Annotated in this window: 18 protein-coding genes; 12 read left to right on the forward strand and 6 right to left on the reverse strand. The window is 69.3% G+C overall.

All coding sequences use genetic code 11. The annotated features are described in order from the left end of the window. The 3 genes from N415_RS14160 to N415_RS14170 are packed head-to-tail and all read left to right on the forward strand — an operon-like array spanning nt 1 to nt 2,272. Nucleotides 1–408 carry a hypothetical protein gene (locus N415_RS14160; protein WP_193376451.1) on the forward strand — a complete coding sequence of 136 codons (408 nt, stop codon included), beginning with the start codon at nt 1–3 and terminating at the stop codon, nt 406–408. Further along, entirely contained in the window at nt 405–1,946 is a 1,542-nt protein-coding gene (locus N415_RS14165; protein WP_068182613.1) for a multicopper oxidase family protein, read from the forward strand. The genes N415_RS14160 and N415_RS14165 overlap by 4 nt, the downstream gene beginning before the upstream one ends. A 50-nt stretch (nt 1,947–1,996) precedes the next feature. Beyond that, entirely contained in the window at nt 1,997–2,272 is a 276-nt protein-coding gene (locus tag N415_RS14170) for a hypothetical protein (RefSeq protein WP_068182616.1), read from the forward strand. 82 nt (nt 2,273–2,354) lie between these two features. Here the strand turns inward: N415_RS14170 and N415_RS33225 are convergent, their stop codons facing one another. From N415_RS33225 to lnt, 3 genes are all read right to left on the reverse strand, one after another. Then, nucleotides 2,355–3,509, reverse strand: a complete 1,155-nt coding sequence (locus N415_RS33225) for a PE family protein (RefSeq protein WP_275450758.1) — start codon at nt 3,507–3,509, stop codon at nt 2,355–2,357. An 81-nt stretch (nt 3,510–3,590) separates the two neighbouring features. After that, complete coding sequence (locus tag N415_RS14180) at nt 3,591–4,316, reverse strand: SHOCT domain-containing protein (RefSeq protein ID WP_068182619.1); 726 nt, start codon at nt 4,314–4,316, stop codon at nt 3,591–3,593. Then, complete coding sequence (gene lnt, locus N415_RS14185) at nt 4,313–5,761, reverse strand: apolipoprotein N-acyltransferase (protein ID WP_068182770.1); 1,449 nt, start codon at nt 5,759–5,761, stop codon at nt 4,313–4,315. The genes N415_RS14180 and lnt overlap by 4 nt, the downstream gene beginning before the upstream one ends. Nucleotides 5,762–5,847: 86 nt before the next feature. Between lnt and N415_RS14190 the strand changes: the two genes are divergently transcribed. The 3 genes from N415_RS14190 (at nt 5,848) to N415_RS14200 (ending at nt 8,416) form a co-directional block, all read left to right on the forward strand. After that, nucleotides 5,848–6,804, forward strand: coding sequence for an SDR family oxidoreductase (locus tag N415_RS14190; protein WP_068182623.1), 957 nt, complete (start codon nt 5,848–5,850; stop codon nt 6,802–6,804). A 13-nt stretch (nt 6,805–6,817) separates the two neighbouring features. Continuing rightward, nucleotides 6,818–7,924, forward strand: a complete 1,107-nt coding sequence (locus N415_RS14195) for an SAM-dependent methyltransferase (protein WP_068182627.1) — start codon at nt 6,818–6,820, stop codon at nt 7,922–7,924. 72 nt (nt 7,925–7,996) lie between these two features. Continuing rightward, a complete protein-coding gene (locus N415_RS14200; protein ID WP_068182631.1) occupies nt 7,997–8,416 on the forward strand; it encodes a hypothetical protein in 420 nt (139 codons plus the stop codon). A 1-nt stretch (nt 8,417) separates the two neighbouring features. On the opposite strand, the gene N415_RS14205 is transcribed toward N415_RS14200, so the two are convergent. After that, nucleotides 8,418–10,118: an Hsp70 family protein gene (locus N415_RS14205; protein WP_068182637.1), complete on the reverse strand. Its 1,701-nt coding sequence runs from the start codon at nt 10,116–10,118 to the stop codon at nt 8,418–8,420. A gap of 92 nt (nt 10,119–10,210) precedes the next feature. After that, nucleotides 10,211–11,296 carry a dihydrodipicolinate reductase gene (locus N415_RS14210; RefSeq protein WP_068110844.1) on the reverse strand — a complete coding sequence of 362 codons (1,086 nt, stop codon included), beginning with the start codon at nt 11,294–11,296 and terminating at the stop codon, nt 10,211–10,213. A 95-nt stretch (nt 11,297–11,391) separates the two neighbouring features. On the opposite strand from N415_RS14210, the gene N415_RS14215 reads away from it, so the two are divergent. The 3 genes from N415_RS14215 to N415_RS14225 all read left to right on the forward strand — a co-directional run bounded on the left by N415_RS14215 (nt 11,392) and on the right by N415_RS14225 (nt 13,685). After that, a complete protein-coding gene (locus N415_RS14215; RefSeq protein WP_068182639.1) occupies nt 11,392–11,739 on the forward strand; it encodes an MmpS family transport accessory protein in 348 nt (115 codons plus the stop codon). Nucleotides 11,740–11,752: 13 nt separating this feature from the next. After that, nucleotides 11,753–13,048 carry a cytochrome P450 gene (locus N415_RS14220; protein ID WP_068182641.1) on the forward strand — a complete coding sequence of 432 codons (1,296 nt, stop codon included), beginning with the start codon at nt 11,753–11,755 and terminating at the stop codon, nt 13,046–13,048. A 97-nt stretch (nt 13,049–13,145) separates the two neighbouring features. Then, nucleotides 13,146–13,685, forward strand: a complete 540-nt coding sequence (locus tag N415_RS14225; protein ID WP_068182643.1) for an ester cyclase — start codon at nt 13,146–13,148, stop codon at nt 13,683–13,685. An 8-nt stretch (nt 13,686–13,693) separates the two neighbouring features. Here the strand turns inward: N415_RS14225 and N415_RS14230 are convergent, their stop codons facing one another. Continuing rightward, nucleotides 13,694–14,401: a haloacid dehalogenase type II gene (locus N415_RS14230; RefSeq protein WP_081665247.1), complete on the reverse strand. Its 708-nt coding sequence runs from the start codon at nt 14,399–14,401 to the stop codon at nt 13,694–13,696. A 58-nt stretch (nt 14,402–14,459) separates the two neighbouring features. Here N415_RS14230 and N415_RS14235 point away from each other — a divergent pair, with 58 nt between their 5' ends. The 3 genes from N415_RS14235 to N415_RS14245 are packed head-to-tail and all read left to right on the forward strand — an operon-like array spanning nt 14,460 to nt 16,020. Beyond that, entirely contained in the window at nt 14,460–14,813 is a 354-nt protein-coding gene (locus tag N415_RS14235; RefSeq protein WP_068182645.1) for a DUF202 domain-containing protein, read from the forward strand. Next, complete coding sequence (locus tag N415_RS14240) at nt 14,810–15,139, forward strand: DUF202 domain-containing protein (protein WP_068182647.1); 330 nt, start codon at nt 14,810–14,812, stop codon at nt 15,137–15,139. Before N415_RS14235 ends, N415_RS14240 begins: the two co-directional genes overlap by 4 nt. Next, the gene (locus N415_RS14245; protein ID WP_068182649.1) at nt 15,139–16,020 is read left to right on the forward strand and encodes an alpha/beta hydrolase; all 882 of its coding nucleotides are present in this window, start codon (nt 15,139–15,141) and stop codon (nt 16,018–16,020) included. Before N415_RS14240 ends, N415_RS14245 begins: the two co-directional genes overlap by 1 nt. Nucleotides 16,021–16,069: the final 49 nt, after the last annotated feature.

A 16,069-nucleotide genomic window follows, 5' to 3' on the forward strand; every position in this document is an offset into this window, starting at 1 on the left:
ATGAAACCGGCCGCGCGTGCGCCATTGTTGTTGGCGCGCTTCAGCACCGCGTTGATGGTCGCCTGGGCGCTGATACAGGCGATCTTGGCCGGCAATTTCCTCGGCGGCCAGTACGATGCGCTGCAGCTGCACGCGCTTGGCGCGAGAGCGATCACGGTCACCTCCGCGGTGCAGATCGTGATCCTGGCGTGGGTCTGGCGCAGCACAGGCCGCCGGGGACCGTTCTTCGCGGGCGTCGTGCAGACCCTGCTGCTCGTCGCCGAGTTCGCGACCGGCGAACTGCGCCTCACCGCCCTACACGTCCCGCTCGGTGTGCTGCTGGTCGCCGGGATTGTCCAACTGGTGACGATGATCTGGCGTATCCCCCTGCCGATGCGCGCCGGCGCGGACCTCGAGGCGACACGATGAACCGCCGCGCCGTGCTGCGCGCGGGGCTGCTCACCGCGGGCGTCGGCGTCGTCGCAGCCGCGTTGCCGGCGGCGCAGACGGCGCTGGGGCCGGCCGAGCCGGGCACGCTGCTGCCAAGCCGCACGCCGCTGCCGCCGCGTTATCAGACGCCGCTGCCGATACCAGTTCGCTTGGCCCCCAACGAAACCGACGGCACGACGGACTATTACACCATCACCGAGCAGGTCTCCGATTTGGCGATACTTCCCGGCCTGACCACGCGAGCGTGGACCTACGGGGGGACGTTTCCCGGGCCGACGATAGAGTCACGGTCGGGTCGGCGAACCGCGATCCGCCATCACAATGCCCTGCCCGTACCGGTGGCGGTGCACCTCCACGGCGGTCACACCCCGCCGGACAGCGATGGGTACCCGCTCGACCTCATCGAGCCGCATGCGCCAGATGCCGCGGCCGGCCACACCGGCATGCCCGGTATGTCACGCAATTCGGTTGTCGGGCAACGTGACTACGTCTACCCGATGCAGCAGCGCGCGGCCACCCTCTGGTATCACGATCACCGCATGGGGTACACCGGTCAGGCCGTCTGGCGGGGGCTCGCCGGGTTCCACATCGTGCACGACGACGAAGAGGACGCGCTCCCGCTGCCGCGCGGCCGCCGCGACATACCGCTGATGATCGCCGATCGGTCGTTTGGCGCCGACGGCTCGTTCCAGTATCCGACCACGGAGGGCGGCGACGTCGCCGATCCCTACATGAACGGTGTGCTCGGTGACGTCGTCTTGGTCAACGGGGCGCCGTGGCCGGTGCTGGAAACCGACCCCGCGCGGTACCGATTCCGGGTGCTCAATGCCTCCAACGCGCGTCGGTACCGGCTACAACTCGATCCGCCGCCGCCCGGCGGGTCCGCATTCACCCAAATAGGAAGCGACGGCGGCCTGCTGGCCGCACCGATCAACCACGACGCGATCGACATCGCCCCGGCCGAACGGTTCGACCTCATCGTCGACTTCTCTCGCTACCCGTCGGGAACCCGGGTGCGACTCACCAACGCGCTTGGCGCCCAGTCCACCTCGGAGATCATGCGCTTCGACGTCGTCGGCACCGACCGATCGGACGAAACGACGATTCCCGAGAAACTTGGTGAAAGCTACACCCCGCTAGAGCGTGGTCGCGCCGTGGCCACCCGCACCTTCCTGTTCGGGCAAGGCCGCGCGGGCATGTGGACGATCAACAACAAGCCCTACCAGCCAGGGGTTCCGCTGGCCACACCACGCCTGGGCGACATCGAAATCTGGCGGTTCATCACAGACATCCGGCACCCGATCCATGTGCATCTCAACCACTTCCAGGTGCTCTCCCGCAACAACAGGCCGCCGGGCCGCTTCGATCGCGGATGGAAAGACACCGTCGATGTCGCGCCATCCGCGGCGGTGGAGGTCGCCGTCCAATTCACCGACTACCGCGGAACGTATCTCGTGCATTGCCACAACCTCGAGCACGAAGACATGGCCATGATGGCGGACTTCGTCACGCTCTAGGTCGCCCAGCTCGCTCAGCAGAAACCGCCCCGGCCAACGACAATGAGTACGTGGACGATAGGGCCGAATCCGACCTGGCGTGGGAACTGGCTGATGCGGTCAGCCCGCTACTGACCGACCGCGACCGCAGCCGGTTTTACGCCGCGATCGGTTCGGGCGAGTCATACACCGCGATCGACACGGCCCTGCAAACCATGGCACGGCAGCGCGCGCCGATATCGTCCGAGCTGATCACCAAGCTCACCGACTGGCTCGGGGCATACACGCACAGCGCCGACGCACCGCGGCTGCGCAGGCTGCTGCGCGCCATCGAATCAACCTACTGATGCGCCGCCGCCCGCGAGCGCAACCACACTGCGATATTTCTCGCCGGATTTCGCAGTGTGGTTACGCTCGCGACGAAGACCCTTAGTTCGCGGGCGGTCGAAGACCGAGAGCGCCCAGCAGTTCGTCGCGTCCCCACGGCTTGCTGGTGGCGGCCTCACGAAGTTCGTCCCGCCATTCGTCCTTGTCGCGCAGCCGCAATCGCAACTTGTCGCGCAACCCCCGAAGGCTTCGCAGCCGTAGCGGCGGGATGGGCAGGGGCACTGCCGCTTTGTCGCGGTCGGAGTGATCCGGCTGCGCGGCATCGCCCGGGTGCGCCGGGCCGCCCTGGTGCAGCGGCTGCGCCTTGGGTGCCGTTGGTATGGCCGGGGCCGCGGGCGGGGGTACCGCTTCGACGGAGCCCGCCGGTGCGACCGGCTCCCCCAAGCCGGTGACGGCGGCGGAATGGCCGCTGACGCCGTCCAACCCCGGCAGCACCGCTGCGGCCGGGTAGGCAGTCGCCGTGACGTGGGGCGCTGGCGGCGGCGTCGCTATGCCCGGCACCAGCGGCCCGGCCGGCGCAGCCGGCGCCGCCCCCCAGGTAGGTGGGACGGCCGCCGCGGCGGTGCCTCCGCCGACGCTGACGGCACCACCGGCCGGCTGAGGGGCGTCGCCGCCCCCACCACCGCCACCGCCGGGGCCGCCGCCGTCACCGGTGACCGCGCTGGCGCCGCCGGCATTGCCACCTGGTGGGCCACCGGCCGCGGCCGCGTGGGCGTCCCCGGTGGATGCGCCGGCGCCGGCGCCCACGTGGTTGGCACTGACGGGCGCTGCGCCGACGCTGCCCGGCACCGGCCCACTGGTTCCGCTATGTTGCGCGGCATCCATCGCCCCGTGGGCGGTGTTGCCGATCAGGTGCCCGGCGGGAGACTGGCTGGCCGCGCCGACAAATTCCTGCACCTTCTGCAGCGGCGACGCGTTGACGGCCTCGGTGCTGGCGTACGTTCCCGCGCTCGCGCGCAGCGCCTGCACAAACTGGTCGTGGTAATAAGCGGCTTGGGCGCCGGCGGCCTGATAGGCCTTCGAGTGCGCGGAAAACAGCGCCGATACGAACGCCGACACGCCATCGCCGCCCGGGGCTTCCACCCCCGCGGTCCCGGCCGCGGCGGCCGAATTGGCCGCATTGATCGTCGACCCGACCGAGGCCAGATCCCCGGCCGCGGCCGCCATCAGGTGCGGCGTGGCGGTCACCTCTGACATGAGCCACCTCCCAGCCCCAGGTCGACCTTGTACGGCGGATCGTAACGCGGTCGGAACGGACATCCTAGGGTTCGGGCCGAATCAATGCCCCTCGAGGATCCGGCGCTTCTCGGCCTCGAACTCCGCCGCGGTCAACGCCCCGGAATCCCGGAGCGCCGCCAGCGTTTTGAGCCGCTCGAGGCGGACCCCCTCGTCGCTGGGTTCCACCGGGGTGGTCGGGGACACCGGCACCGGCGGGGGGTAGTAGGGGTTGGCCGCCACCACCGCCTTGCGCCGGGTGCGCGACAACCACAGGCCCGACAGGATCGAACCGACCAGTCCCGCGACGAACAGACCGACGAACAACCACACCAGATAGCCGTACGAACTCTTGTGGCCGAAGGCCAGTCGCGGGTTGATGTATCCGTTGACCTGGCCGTCGGTCGTGATGTTGTAGGTGCCGGCGACGGGAATCTGGGCCACCCACACGCGCACGTGCGCGTCGTTGTTGACCGTCGTTGTGCTGCCGATGCTTTCGCTGAGCGCGGGTTGCGCGACCCCGTCGGGCGGCGCGATCGTCACCCCGAGCGGCGGCACCGGCAGGCCGCCGTTGGGACTGCCGACGACGACGGCGTGCAGGCTGATGGTGACCTCGCCGGCGGGCAGCTTCAGGCTGTTCGACCCCGGGATCGGCACCTCGCCGTAGGCGTTGTACTTGTCCAAAAAGAACGCGTTGAGCACCAGCGCGACGATGAACCCGGCCACCGACACGACCATCAGCACGACGGCGGTGGACAGCGAAATCTTCGCGAGCCGACGGCTGGTCATGCACGCAGTGTGGCACCGCGGCCCAGGCGACGCCAGGTAAGCAGCGCGAAGCCGACGAGGATCACTAACGCCAGCACCGGCACCCAGTCCCCCAGCCGTACGTACGGCGTGGCGGTCGATCCCATCGGGACGCTGACCACCGTGACGCCCCGGAATCCGGACGGGCACCAGGCCAGGAGGCGACCTCGGGCGTCGAAGGCGGAGCTGTTGCCGGACAGCCCGACGTGTACCGCCGGGCGGCCCGTCTCGACGGCGCGGACCGCGGGCTGGGCGGCCAGCTGCGGCTGCGCCCAACTGCCCTGGAACGACGACGTGGAGCTCTGGTACACCAGCAACCCGGCGCCGAGCCGCGCCTCCCGGCGGGCCAGGTCGGAGAACAGGGTCTCGTAGCTGACGAGCGGCCCGATGGGCAGGTCGCCGGCGTGCAGCAGCACCGGGCCTGTCCCGCGCTGCCGGTCCTGCGCGGCGGCCCGGCTGTGCCGGGTGATCCAGCCGAAAAGCGTTCGCAGCGGGACGTATTCGCCGAACGGCACCAGCCGGGTCTTGCGGTAACTGCCCAACACCCCGGTCTCCCCGACGAGCACGGCCGACTTGTAGATGCCACCGCCCGGCGCGGGCGCGTCGACGTTGACCAGCAGCTCCGCGCCCACCCGCCGGGACAGGTCGGCGAGCCGGGCCAACACCTCCGGGTGGCCCGCGAGGTCCGAGCCCACGCTGCTTTCACCCCAGACGACCAGGTCGAGCCGCTGGCCGGCGAGCCCCGCGGTCAACGCCTCGCCGGCCGCCAAACGCTGACCGGCGTCGGCGATCTCCCCGGGCTGCCCCAGCGCCACGCGCACCGTCGCGCCGCCGGACGGCGACGGGCCCAGCCCGTACCACAACGGGCCCACGCCGACGCACACCACCGCGCACCCCAGCGCTACCGCACGGCCCAGAGCGTCGCGGTGCAGCAGCACGCCCACCAGGGCCGTATTGCACGCGGCCACAAGGAAACTCGTCAGCCACACCCCGCCCAGCGACGCCGACGCCAGCGTCACCGGCTGGGCGGCCTGGGACGCGCCGAGCGGCGCCCACGAACCACCCAGCGGCGGCCAGGACCGCACCACCTCGGCCAGCACCCACGCGCTGGGCAGCACCACCACGGCCGCGACGGTGCGCCGAAAGCCGACGGGCGCCGACAACAACCGATGCGCCAGCCAGCCCCACGGCAGCCACAGCGCACCCAGCCCGACGGCCAACAACAGCAGCAGCGGGCCGGCGCTGGTCACCAGCCAGTACTGGGTGACCAGGACAAACCCGGCCACACCGCACCAGGCTCGCGCTGCCCCCGCCCAGGCGGACGGCGCCGCCCGCACCAGCAACAGCAGCGGAACCAGGCCGACCCAGGCCAGCCACCACCACGCGAGCGCGGGGAAGGCGAGCGCGGGCAGCGCACCGAGCACCAACGCGGCGATCAGATTTCCGCAGGGGTTCGCTGACCGCGACACAAAGAGCAGACTAGGACCGGGCTCATACGAGAGGAGTGAAACGCATGGCCAACGATCTCGTCGCCACGGTTCCCGACCTGTCGGGCAAGCTGGCAATCGTCACCGGGGCCAACAGCGGTCTGGGGTTCGGGCTGGCCCGGCGCCTGTCGGCGGCCGGCGCCGACGTCGTGATGGCGATCCGCAACCGCGCCAAGGGGGAAAAGGCGATCGAGGAAATCCGCGCCACGGTTCCCGATGCCAAGCTGACCATCAAGGCCCTCGACCTTTCGTCGCTGACCTCGGTCGCCGCGCTGGGCGAACAGCTCAACGCCGAGGGCCGCCCGATCGACATCCTGATCAACAACGCCGGCGTCATGACGCCACCGGAACGCGACACCACCGCCGACGGCTTCGAATTGCAGTTCGGCAGTAACCATCTCGGGCATTTCGCGCTGACCGGACACGTGCTGCCGCTGCTGCGCGCCGCCAAGGGCGCCCGCGTCGTCTCGCTGAGCAGCCTCGCGGCCCGGCAGAGCGGCAAGATCCACTTCGACGACCCGCAGTTCGAGAAGTCCTACGCCGCCATGTCGGCCTACGGCCAGTCCAAGCTGGCGGTGTTGATGTTCGCCCTCGAGCTCGACCGGCGCAGCCGCGCGGGCGGGTGGGGCATCGTGTCCAACGCCGCGCACCCCGGCCTGACCAAGACCAACCTGCAGATCGCCGGGCCCTCGCACGGCCGCGAACGACCCGCCCTGATGGAGCGGCTGTACAAGGCGTCCTGGCGGTTCACGCCGTTCTTGTGGCAGGAGATCGACGAGGGGATCCTGCCGGCGCTGTACGCGGCTGCCGCGCCGCACGCCGAGGGCGGCGCCTTCTACGGGCCAAGCGGGTTCCAGGAGCTGGCCGGCGGCGGCGTCGCCCTCGCCCGGGTGCCCAAGCTCGCCCAGAACGAGGACGACTGCCGGCGCCTCTGGGAGCTTTCCGAGCAGCTCACCGGAGTCAGCTATCCGGGGCCGAACTGACTATCGTTGGTGCATGCGGCCGGAACGTCGACTGCCCGAGTCGAGCATCGTGGTCCGGCCAGAGCCGACACACAGCGCGACCTACACCCCGTCGTCCCGGCTGCAGGCCGCCGGCCTGGCCCAGGGCATCGCCTTGTTCGAGCGCGCCGCCGAACAGGTGCCGATCCCCGCGGCTCCGCAGCCGATCGTCATCGCCGACTACGGCGCCGCCAACGGGCACAACTCGCTGAAGCCGATGTCGGCCGGCATCGCGGTGCTGCGCCGCCGCACCCGCCACGACCACGCGATCCTGGTTGCGCACACCGATGTCCCGGACAACGACTTCACCACGCTGTTTCGCACCCTGTCCGACGACCCCGACAGCTACTTGCATACGGACACAGCGAGTTTCGCCTCGGCAATCGGGCGGTCGTTTTACGGCCAGATCCTGCCGTCGAACACGGTCAACCTCGGCTGGACGTCGTGGGCGACGCAGTGGGTGAGCCGGATCCCCTGCGAGCTAGAAGATCACGTGCACGTCGGCTACAGCAGCAACGACGCGGCCCGCGCGGCCTACGCGCACCAGGCCGCCGTGGACTGGAACGACTTCGTGGCGTTCCGCGGCCGCGAGTTGGCTCCCGACGGTCGGCTGGTGGTGATGACATCGGCGGTCGACGAGGACGGCACGTCGGGCTTCCGGCCGCTGCTCGACGCGATCGTCGCGGCGCTGGCCGATCAGGCACGGGACGGCCGGCTCGGCGAGGACGAGCTGCGCCGCATGGCCATCCCCACATTCGCCCGCAGCGAGAAGGACTTTCACGCGCCATTCGCGCCGAGCGGGCGGTTCGAGGGCCTGAGGATCGAGCATCTCGAGACGTTCAACGCCGAGGACCGATTCTGGGCCCGGCTCCAAATTGACGATGACGCAAATGCTTTCGGGGCGCAATGGGCGGCGTTCGCGCGGGCCGCGCTCTTTCCGGCCCTGGTGGGCGGGCTGAATGGCGGCGCCGGTGACCCGCGAGCGACCGCGTTCGTCGACCACCTGGAGACCGCCGTTGCTGGACGCCTGGCAACCGCGCCCGAGCCCATGCGGATTCCGATCGCCACGGTGGTTCTGGTCAAGCGCGGCCGATCGCAGTGACGAGAGTTTCGGCGCGCCACCACAGCGGGTAACCCCCGCAGATAGTCGCCGCGACTCCAAAGGGGGTACGTCATGAGCGTGCAGGACGACAAAGTGGCTGGCCAGGAAGAGGACCAGCGGGCAACCGACCAGGAGTCGGGCGAACAAGACGATCGGCAGCAAACCGAAAAGCCGGAGCCGAACGAGGAGCACAAGGAAAAGGCCGCCGAGATGATGACGGCCTACGAAGAGCGCCCCACTCTGGTGCTGCCGGGTTCCGGTGCGATGGTGTCGGGCACGGCGGTCAACGATTGGCTGGACGACGAGGGCAACCCGAAATGCGAGACGCCCGAGGGTGCCGACTCGAACGCCGGCTCGGACCAGCAGGACGACGAAGGCAGGGACCCCGAAGCCTACAAAGAGCAAATCGAGAAGGATAAGGCCCTGAACGAAGAGCTGAAGAAGGCCTCGGCCGAGGAGAACAAGGGCGAAAAGCGCCCCAGCGGAAGCTGATTCAGCGGGCGCGCGGAGCGAGCTGGCTCAGTAGGGTCGGGATTTCCGGGAAGCCCGGGATCGGTTCGTTGATCCCCGGGATTGGCGGCAGGGCCGGGATCGCGGGGATTCGCGGGATCCGTGGGAGCGGCGGGAGCGCCGGCTCGGCGAGTGCCGGCGGTGGCGCGGGCGGCTCGGCCGGTGCGACGGGCTCTTGGGCCGCCGGCGGCGGCTCGGGGCTCGGCGCATCGCTCGGGGGCGGCGGGCTCGGCTCGGCGCTCGGCGGCGGGGGCGGCGGCTGTGTCACCGGGGCGGGCGGCGCCGACGAGGGCGCCGGGGATGCCGGGGTGGTGTTGCCGGCCGGTGCCGGCGCGGGCTTGTTGCTGGACCCCAGGCCGATCGCCAGCGCGGCGCCCACCAGCAGGAGCGCCAGCAGGGCGCCGATCACCATCAACGGGGCCAACCGCCGCCAGACGGACTTCTTGAATTCCTCGGGCGCGACCGCGGATTCCTGCAACTTCGGTGCCGGGCTCGCGGACGTGGGGCCGGCGCCGGTGGCCTCCGACCAGGCCATCGCGGGCGCCGTCCCGGGTGAGAGTGCTTCGGCCGTCGCGGTCCCAGCGCCACGGCGACCCGGCCAGGCTCGCGCCGTCGCCGTCGCCTTCGCCATCACAGAAGCCGGTGCCGTTGCCGGCGCGGCCGGAATCAGCGCGGTCGCGGCGTCATCCACCGGCCCCGGCGCGACCCGCAGCGCGGCCCCGATTGCCGCGGTCAGCTGGGGCTGCGGCGTCGTGATGACCGGCACCCGGAAATGTCCCGACAGGGTCGTGGTGACGGCCGGGATGTTCGCCCCGCCGCCCACCGAAACCACCGCGGCCAGATCGCGAATCCCGTTGCGCCGCAATGCCTCGTCCAGCACTGCCACGAAGTTGGTCAGCGGCTGGCGGATGGCGTCCTCGAGTTCGTTTCTGGTGAGCCGGATGTCGCTGACGGCCAGGGAAGTCAGCGTGATCGACGAGAGCTGCTCCTTGGCGCCGCGGCATCCGCTGCGCAGCGGGCTCAGCGAGCCGATGCCCGGCGCGTCGGCCATGACGGCGGTGAGCAGCGCCTGGTCGATCATGTCGCCCGAAAAGTCGGGATAGCGCACGGTCGGGGCGAGGGCCTGGTAGTTGCCGGCGGCGTCCATCAACGTGATGCTGGTGCCGCTGCCGCCGAAATCGCACACGGCCACGGTGCCGCGCGCGGGGATGCCCGGGTTGGCCCGCACCGCGAACAAGGTCGCGGCGGCATCGGGGATCAGCACCAGCGGCCGCGCGGGATCCTTCCATTCGGAGACGCCGCCCAGTGCGGCGCCCAGGGCGTGCACGGAGTTGTCGGACCAATGGGCGGGATAGGTCACCGCGATGTTTTCGGGCAGTGGGCGCCCGCCGGTCACCGCGTACGCCAGCGCGCGCATCGCGTCGGCGATCAACGCGCCGCCGCGGTGCACCGAGCCGTCGGCGGCCCGGATTCCATCCGGATCCGCGACCCGGTTGACGAAACCGGTGATGACCACGCCCGGCTCGTCGAGTCGAGGGTTTTCCGAGGGGACGCCCACCTCGGGCGGGCGTTCGCGATAGAGCGTGAGGACCGGCTTGCGCGTGATTACGAGATTGGCGGTCGCGGCCGCGAGGTTGGTGGAACCAATTGACAGGCCCAGCGCGGGCCTCACTCTATCGACCATGTATCAATCCCCACTTCAGCAGCACGGCTAATCGTGCCGGGGGAACCTATAGCCAGTCTCTGCGCCTGCTATGCGTCAGCTGTATAAGCGCGTCAGCGAATGGAGCCCGCCCCGGCGATCAGCGGAAGGTCGAGCGGGGTGACCCAGCCCGGCCGCAGGTCGTTGACGGCCGGCACGGCGTTGAGCGCCCGCATCCCGGTGGCCAGGCAGCCGGCCGTGGCCGGGTCCCGGCCCGAGCCGTCGGTGAACCGGAACGCGGTCTCCTGGAAGATGCTCGGGGTGCCCTCGATGTCCACCCGGTAGACGTCGTTGTCGTGGCCCGACGGCCAGTCGGGGGCGGCGTCGTTCCCGATCCGGTTGACGTGTTCGAGCTGGATGCGCGTCTCGCCCTTGTAGATGCCGTTGATGGTGAACCGGACGGCGGCGACGTGCCCGGGCTTGATGACGCCCTTGGCCGTCGTGCGCTCGGTGGGCGTCACCCACTTGTCCCAGGTGGTGGTGATCTCGTCGAGCATGATGCCCGCCGCGTGCGCGATCATCGGCACGGTGGCGCCCCACGCGAAGATCAGCACGCTGGGGTTTTCCAGCATCGGGCTGAATTCGGGCTCGCGGCCGATGCCCATCTCGACCTCGTAGTCGCCCTCGTAGTTCGTGTAGTCCAGCAGCTCGGAGGCGCGCACGCGGCGCACCTCCGAGCAGACGCCCATCAGGGTCATCGGAAACAGGTCATTGGCGAACCCCGGGTCGATGCCGGTGGTGAAGCACGACGATCCGCCCAGCTCACAGGCCTCGGTGATGGGCTCGATCCAGTTGGGCGGGTTGAGGTGCATGGTCGGCCAGACCCACGGCGTCATCGCGGTCGAGCAGACGTCGATCCCGGCCCGCAGGAACCGCGTGATCAGCGCGATGTTGGCGTCGGCGTGCATGGCCGTCGGGCCGTAGTGCACCAGCGCGTCGGGGCGCAGCGCGATCAGCGCGTCGACGTCGTCGGTCGCGACGATGCCGATCGGTTCCGGCAGCCCGCAGATGTCGCCGACGTCGCGGCCGATCTTGTTGGGGTTGCTGACGCCGACACCCACCAACTCGAACAGTGGATGCTTGACGATCTCGGCGATCACCATGCTGCCGACGAATCCGGTGCCCCAGACCACCACGCGCTTTGGGTCGTGTCCCGACATACACACCTTCCTGACCATCAGCCCCCGGTTCACCCTAAGCATGGGCGCGATCGGCATCTAGACCAGGCGATGTTTGTGGTACACGATGTGAAACCATGACCAGTCATCTGCGCGGGCCGTCGATCCTGTTCGCGATCGGCGTCGGGCTCGCATCCGGGTGCGGCGTTGCGAACGCCGGGCCCGAAAACCCCAGGGTCACCTACGAGGTGAGCGGCCCGGCCGTCGCCGAATACATCTCGTATCAAACCGACAACGGTCAGCTGCACGCCGTGAACGCCAAGCTGCCCTGGTCGACGCAATTCACCGGTTACGGCGGCGAGGTGTTCGTGATCAGCGCCCAGGGGCCGGGTCCCATCTCGTGCAAGATCAAGCTCGACGGCAATGTCGTCAGCGACGCGACGGCTACGACGGGGACGCCGGCCAGAACCGTGTGTACGCACTGATAGCGGCCCAACCGTGTCACTCAAGACAGGCATCGCGACTCGCGCGAACGGCGCGCCGCCGCCCGAGATCCCGCTGGCCGACATTCATCTCGAGTCGTTCGAGTTCTGGGGGTACGACGACGACTACCGCGACGGCGCCTTCGCCACGCTGCGCCGCGAGGCGCCGCTCTCGTTCTGGCCGGCGGTCGAGTATGAGGGGTTCGAGGCCGGAAACGGGTATTGGGCGCTGACCAAGCACGAGGACGTGCACTACGCCAGCCGCCATCCGGACATCTTCAGCTCCGCCGGCGGCATCACGATCGGCGACCAGATGCCGGAGTTGGCCGAGTATTTCGGCTCGATGATCGTGACGGACGATCCCCGACATCAGCGGCTGCGCTCGATCGTCAGCCGCGCGTTCACCCCGAAGGTGGTGGCCCGCATCGAGGCCTCGGTGCGCGAGCGGGCGCACCGGCTGGTGTCGTCGCTGATCGCCAATCATCCCGACGGCGAGGCCGATCTGGTCAGCGAGCTCGCCGGGCCGCTGCCGCTGCAGATCATCTGCGACATGATGGGCATCCCCGAGGAGGACCATCAGCGCGTATTCCATTGGACCAACGTCATTCTCGGGTTCGGCGATCCCGACCTGTCGACCGATTTCGGGGAGTTCACGCAGGTTTCGATGGACATCGGCGCCTATGCCGCCGCGCTGGCCGAGGATCGCCGCGTCAACCACCACGACGACCTGACGACGAGCCTGGTGGAGGCCGAGGTCGACGGCGAGCGGCTGACGTCGCAGGAGATCGCGTCGTTCTTCATCCTGCTGGTCGTCGCGGGCAACGAGACGACGCGCAACGCGATCAGCCACGGGGTGTTGGCGCTGTCGCGCTACCCCGACGAGCGCGAGAAGTGGTGGGCCAACTACGAAGGCCTGGCCCCCACCGCCGTCGAGGAGATCGTGCGGTGGGCGTCCCCGGTGGTCTACATGCGGCGCACCGTAACCCGCGACACCGAGCTGAGCGGCGTCAAGTTGGCGGCCGGCGACAAGGCCGCGCTGTGGTACAACTCGGCCAACCGCGACGAGTCAAAGTTCGCCAACCCGTGGATGTTCGACGTGGCCCGCGATCCCAACCCGCATCTCGGCTTCGGCGGCGGCGGCGCCCATTTCTGCTTGGGCGCCAACCTCGCCCGCCGCGAGATCAGGGTCGTCTTCGACGAATTGCGCCGCGAGATCCCCGACATGGTCGCGGTCTACGAACCCGCCAGGCTGCTCTCGCAATTCATCCATGGCATCAAGAGGTTGCCGGTCGCCTGGACCCCACCACGCTGACGTCCCTCTCCTTTTCCTCGCGAGCAGACACAGAATCGCACAATTTCGCGTCGCGGAGTGCGATTCCGCGTCTGCTCGCGGGTTTATCGTGAACCGCGTGACCATTCCCGCGTTTCCCTCCCCCGACGTGCTGGCCGCCCGCGAGAAGCTGGTGCTCGACCACTTTCACGACGAGGTCCGCCAGGCCTGGGACGACGTGCTGGCGACCTTCCCACACCCGCGCTACGAGCTGATCCCGCAGATGATCGTCCACGACGGCGACGAGGCGGTGCGCGGCTACTACGTCTATACGAGAACCGCGTTCCCCGACCAGGACCACGAGATCATCGCGCTGCGGCACAGCGCCGACGCGGTGATCGTCGAGTTCTGGCTGATGGGCACCCACCGCGGATACCTCGGCAAGGTCCCGCCCACCGGCAGCCGCTTCCGGGTCCGGATGAACGCCTACTTCGTATTCGACGACACCGAAACGCTTGTCTGCGAACGCATTTACTTCGACACGCTGACCATGATCAAGCAGCTGCTGGGCGGGCTGGACATGAAGAAGCCGGGCAACTGGTTGCTCGCCGCGCGCTGCGTGCGCGGCTTCCTGTCCATGTCCTCGGAAAAGCCGGACCCCGCACTGACTTCCGCATAGACCGGCCGCTAACAGCCCAGTTGTGCTGCCAGGTCCAGGAAGTCGGCCGCGTTGACGTCGAACTCGTCGGAGTAGGCCACGTCGGCGTCGCCGTCGGCCCCGAACTCCAACGGGCGCGCGACGAAGGCCGTCGCAAAACCCAGCCCGGCCGCCGCGCGGATGTCGTACTTGTGGCTGGCCACCATCATGATCTCGGCGGGCTGCAGGCCGAGATAGGTCGCGGCCATGCGATAAATCGCCGGGTCCGGCTTGAACACCCCGGCCATCTCGGCGGCGAAGATCGCGTCCCAGGGCAGGCCCGCGCGCTTGGAGATGTTGACCACCGCTGACACGTCGGCGTTCGACAGGGTGGCCAGCGTGTACAAGCGCTTCAACCGCGTCAGCCCCGGCACCACGTCCGGCCACGGCCTCAGCCGCTGCCAGGCCAGGGTGAGCTCCTCGCGTTCGGCGTCCGAGAAGCCCGCGATGCCGCCGTCGTCCAGGACGGCATCCAAAGCGCGCCGATACACCGAGTGCACGGACACCCAGCCACTCCCCTGCGCGCCGTCCAAGGCCGCGAAGTAGCCTGCGCGCCAACGCCGCACAAAGTCGCCCCAGTCCGCGCCCGGGTGCCGGCCCGCGCTGATCCGCGCCGCCTCGTCGCAGACGGTCGAGTGAAAATCCGTCGCCGTGCCCTGCACGTCGAACAACAGCGCCTTGACCACAAGCCTCATCATGCAGGCTAAAATCTGCCACGTCGAAACGCTTGACCATCCATGCCGAGGCGGGTAGTCCGTGGCCGAACCTGACGAGCGCGAGCCCGACTACCGCTTCACCTTCGCCAACGAGCGAACCTTCCTGGCCTGGCAGCGCACCGCGCTGGGGCTGCTCGCCGCGGCGGTCGCGCTGGTGCAGCTGGTTCCCGAGTTGACCGTGCCCGGGGCCCGGCGCGCGCTCGGCGTCGGGCTCGCGGTGCTGGCAACCCTCACCAGCGGAATGGGTCTGGTGCGCTGGCGGCAGGCGGACGTCGCCATGCGCCACGGCGATCCGCTACCCCGCCATCCCACCCCGGCCTACCTCGCGGTGGGCCTCAGCGTGGTGGGGCTGGTCGCGATCGGGCTGGTGATCGCCAAGGCGGTCATGGGTTGAGTGACTCGACGGCGACAGCCCCGCCCAACGAACCGGCCGATCGCACGGTACTAGCGTGGACGCGAACGGCTTTCGCGTTCCTGGCCAACGGCGCGCTGCTGATGATCAGGAACCTGCACGGCCCCGTCGGGCCGTGGCAGTTGGTCCCCGCCCTTCTCGCCGCCGTCGTCGCGCTGGGCACCTACCTGATCGCGGCGCAACGCCAGCGCACGCTGCAGCGGCAACCACTGCCGCCAAAGGTCACCCCGCGCCGGCAGGTGTACGGCATCGGGACCGCCGTGCTGGTGCTCATCGTCGTAACCACTGTCGCCCAGCTGGTCTACTGATGAAGGCCCTGCCCGTCCCCGCCGGGGTCGAGAAGCGCGACGTCGTCGTTCAGGGAATCCGCACCCGGGTCTTCGAGGTCGATCCCCACAACGACGTCACCCCGCTGATCCTGCTGCACGGCGGTGGCCTCGACTCGGCGCTGGTGTCGTTTGGTTCGGCGCTGGTTGCGCTCGGCGAGCGCCGGCGCGTCATCGCTCCCGACCTCCCGGGATACGGCGAAACCGAGTTCCCGGAGTCGTCGTTCTCCATCCCGTGGTACGGCGACTGGGTCGCCGACCTGATTCGCGCCTACGGCTTCGATCGGGTCGACCTCGGCGGGTTGTCGCTCGGGGGTTGGATCACGCTCGAGCTGGCCATCACCCACCCCGATATGGTGCGCCGCGTCGTCGCGATCAATCCCGGCGGCATCACCGAGAAGTTCAAGTTCATGCGCACCGCCGAGTGGGTCGCCCACCATCCAGGCCTGGGAAAGCGAATGAACAAGCTCGCGGTGAGCCTGGGTCGCGGGCTTGTTCGCGCGCAGTTGCACGCCAGCCTCGGCATGAAGAACGCCTCGGCGCTGTCCGACGACTTGATCGACGCGGTCATCATCAGCGGCAAGCTCCCGCATGCGGGCGAAGCGTTCGCCGCCACGCAACGATGGGCATTCGGCGCAGGACCGGAGGGACTGTCGCTGGTGTCCAAGCTGCCGCGCATCACGGCCAGGACGCTGATACTGGCCGGGCGCGACGACAGGCTTGTGCCGGTGGCCGATTCGATTCGGGCCTCGCGGCTCGTCCAGGACGGACAGGTGCGGGTCCTCGAGCGTTGCGGGCACTGGCTCGTGCGCGATCGCCCCACGGAATGTGTCCAGGCGGTGAACCAATTCCTCGACGTCTGACGGGGTTGCGTTACCAGAGAAATTTCATGAAAGTTCAAGCAAATTCCCA

It is taken from the genome of Mycobacterium sp. UM_CSW (assembly GCF_000455205.1).
In the GTDB taxonomy this organism is placed as follows: domain Bacteria; phylum Actinomycetota; class Actinomycetes; order Mycobacteriales; family Mycobacteriaceae; genus Mycobacterium.

Excerpts from the sequence above, each read along its gene's own strand:
- N415_RS14160 (WP_193376451.1), top strand. The coding sequence starts at position 1 with ATGAAACCGGCCGCGCGTGCGCCATTGTTGTTGGCGCGCTTCAGCACC.
- N415_RS14165 (WP_068182613.1), top strand. The coding sequence starts at position 405 with ATGAACCGCCGCGCCGTGCTGCGCGCGGGGCTGCTCACCGCGGGCGTC.
- N415_RS33225 (WP_275450758.1), bottom strand. The coding sequence starts at position 3,509 with ATGTCAGAGGTGACCGCCACGCCGCACCTGATGGCGGCCGCGGCCGGG.
- N415_RS14180 (WP_068182619.1), bottom strand. The coding sequence starts at position 4,316 with ATGACCAGCCGTCGGCTCGCGAAGATTTCGCTGTCCACCGCCGTCGTG.
- N415_RS14190 (WP_068182623.1), top strand. The coding sequence starts at position 5,848 with ATGGCCAACGATCTCGTCGCCACGGTTCCCGACCTGTCGGGCAAGCTG.
- N415_RS14195 (WP_068182627.1), top strand. The coding sequence starts at position 6,818 with ATGCGGCCGGAACGTCGACTGCCCGAGTCGAGCATCGTGGTCCGGCCA.
- N415_RS14200 (WP_068182631.1), top strand. The coding sequence starts at position 7,997 with ATGAGCGTGCAGGACGACAAAGTGGCTGGCCAGGAAGAGGACCAGCGG.
- N415_RS14205 (WP_068182637.1), bottom strand. The coding sequence starts at position 10,118 with ATGGTCGATAGAGTGAGGCCCGCGCTGGGCCTGTCAATTGGTTCCACC.
- N415_RS14210 (WP_068110844.1), bottom strand. The coding sequence starts at position 11,296 with ATGTCGGGACACGACCCAAAGCGCGTGGTGGTCTGGGGCACCGGATTC.
- N415_RS14215 (WP_068182639.1), top strand. The coding sequence starts at position 11,392 with ATGACCAGTCATCTGCGCGGGCCGTCGATCCTGTTCGCGATCGGCGTC.
- N415_RS14230 (WP_081665247.1), bottom strand. The coding sequence starts at position 14,401 with ATGATGAGGCTTGTGGTCAAGGCGCTGTTGTTCGACGTGCAGGGCACG.
- N415_RS14245 (WP_068182649.1), top strand. The coding sequence starts at position 15,139 with ATGAAGGCCCTGCCCGTCCCCGCCGGGGTCGAGAAGCGCGACGTCGTC.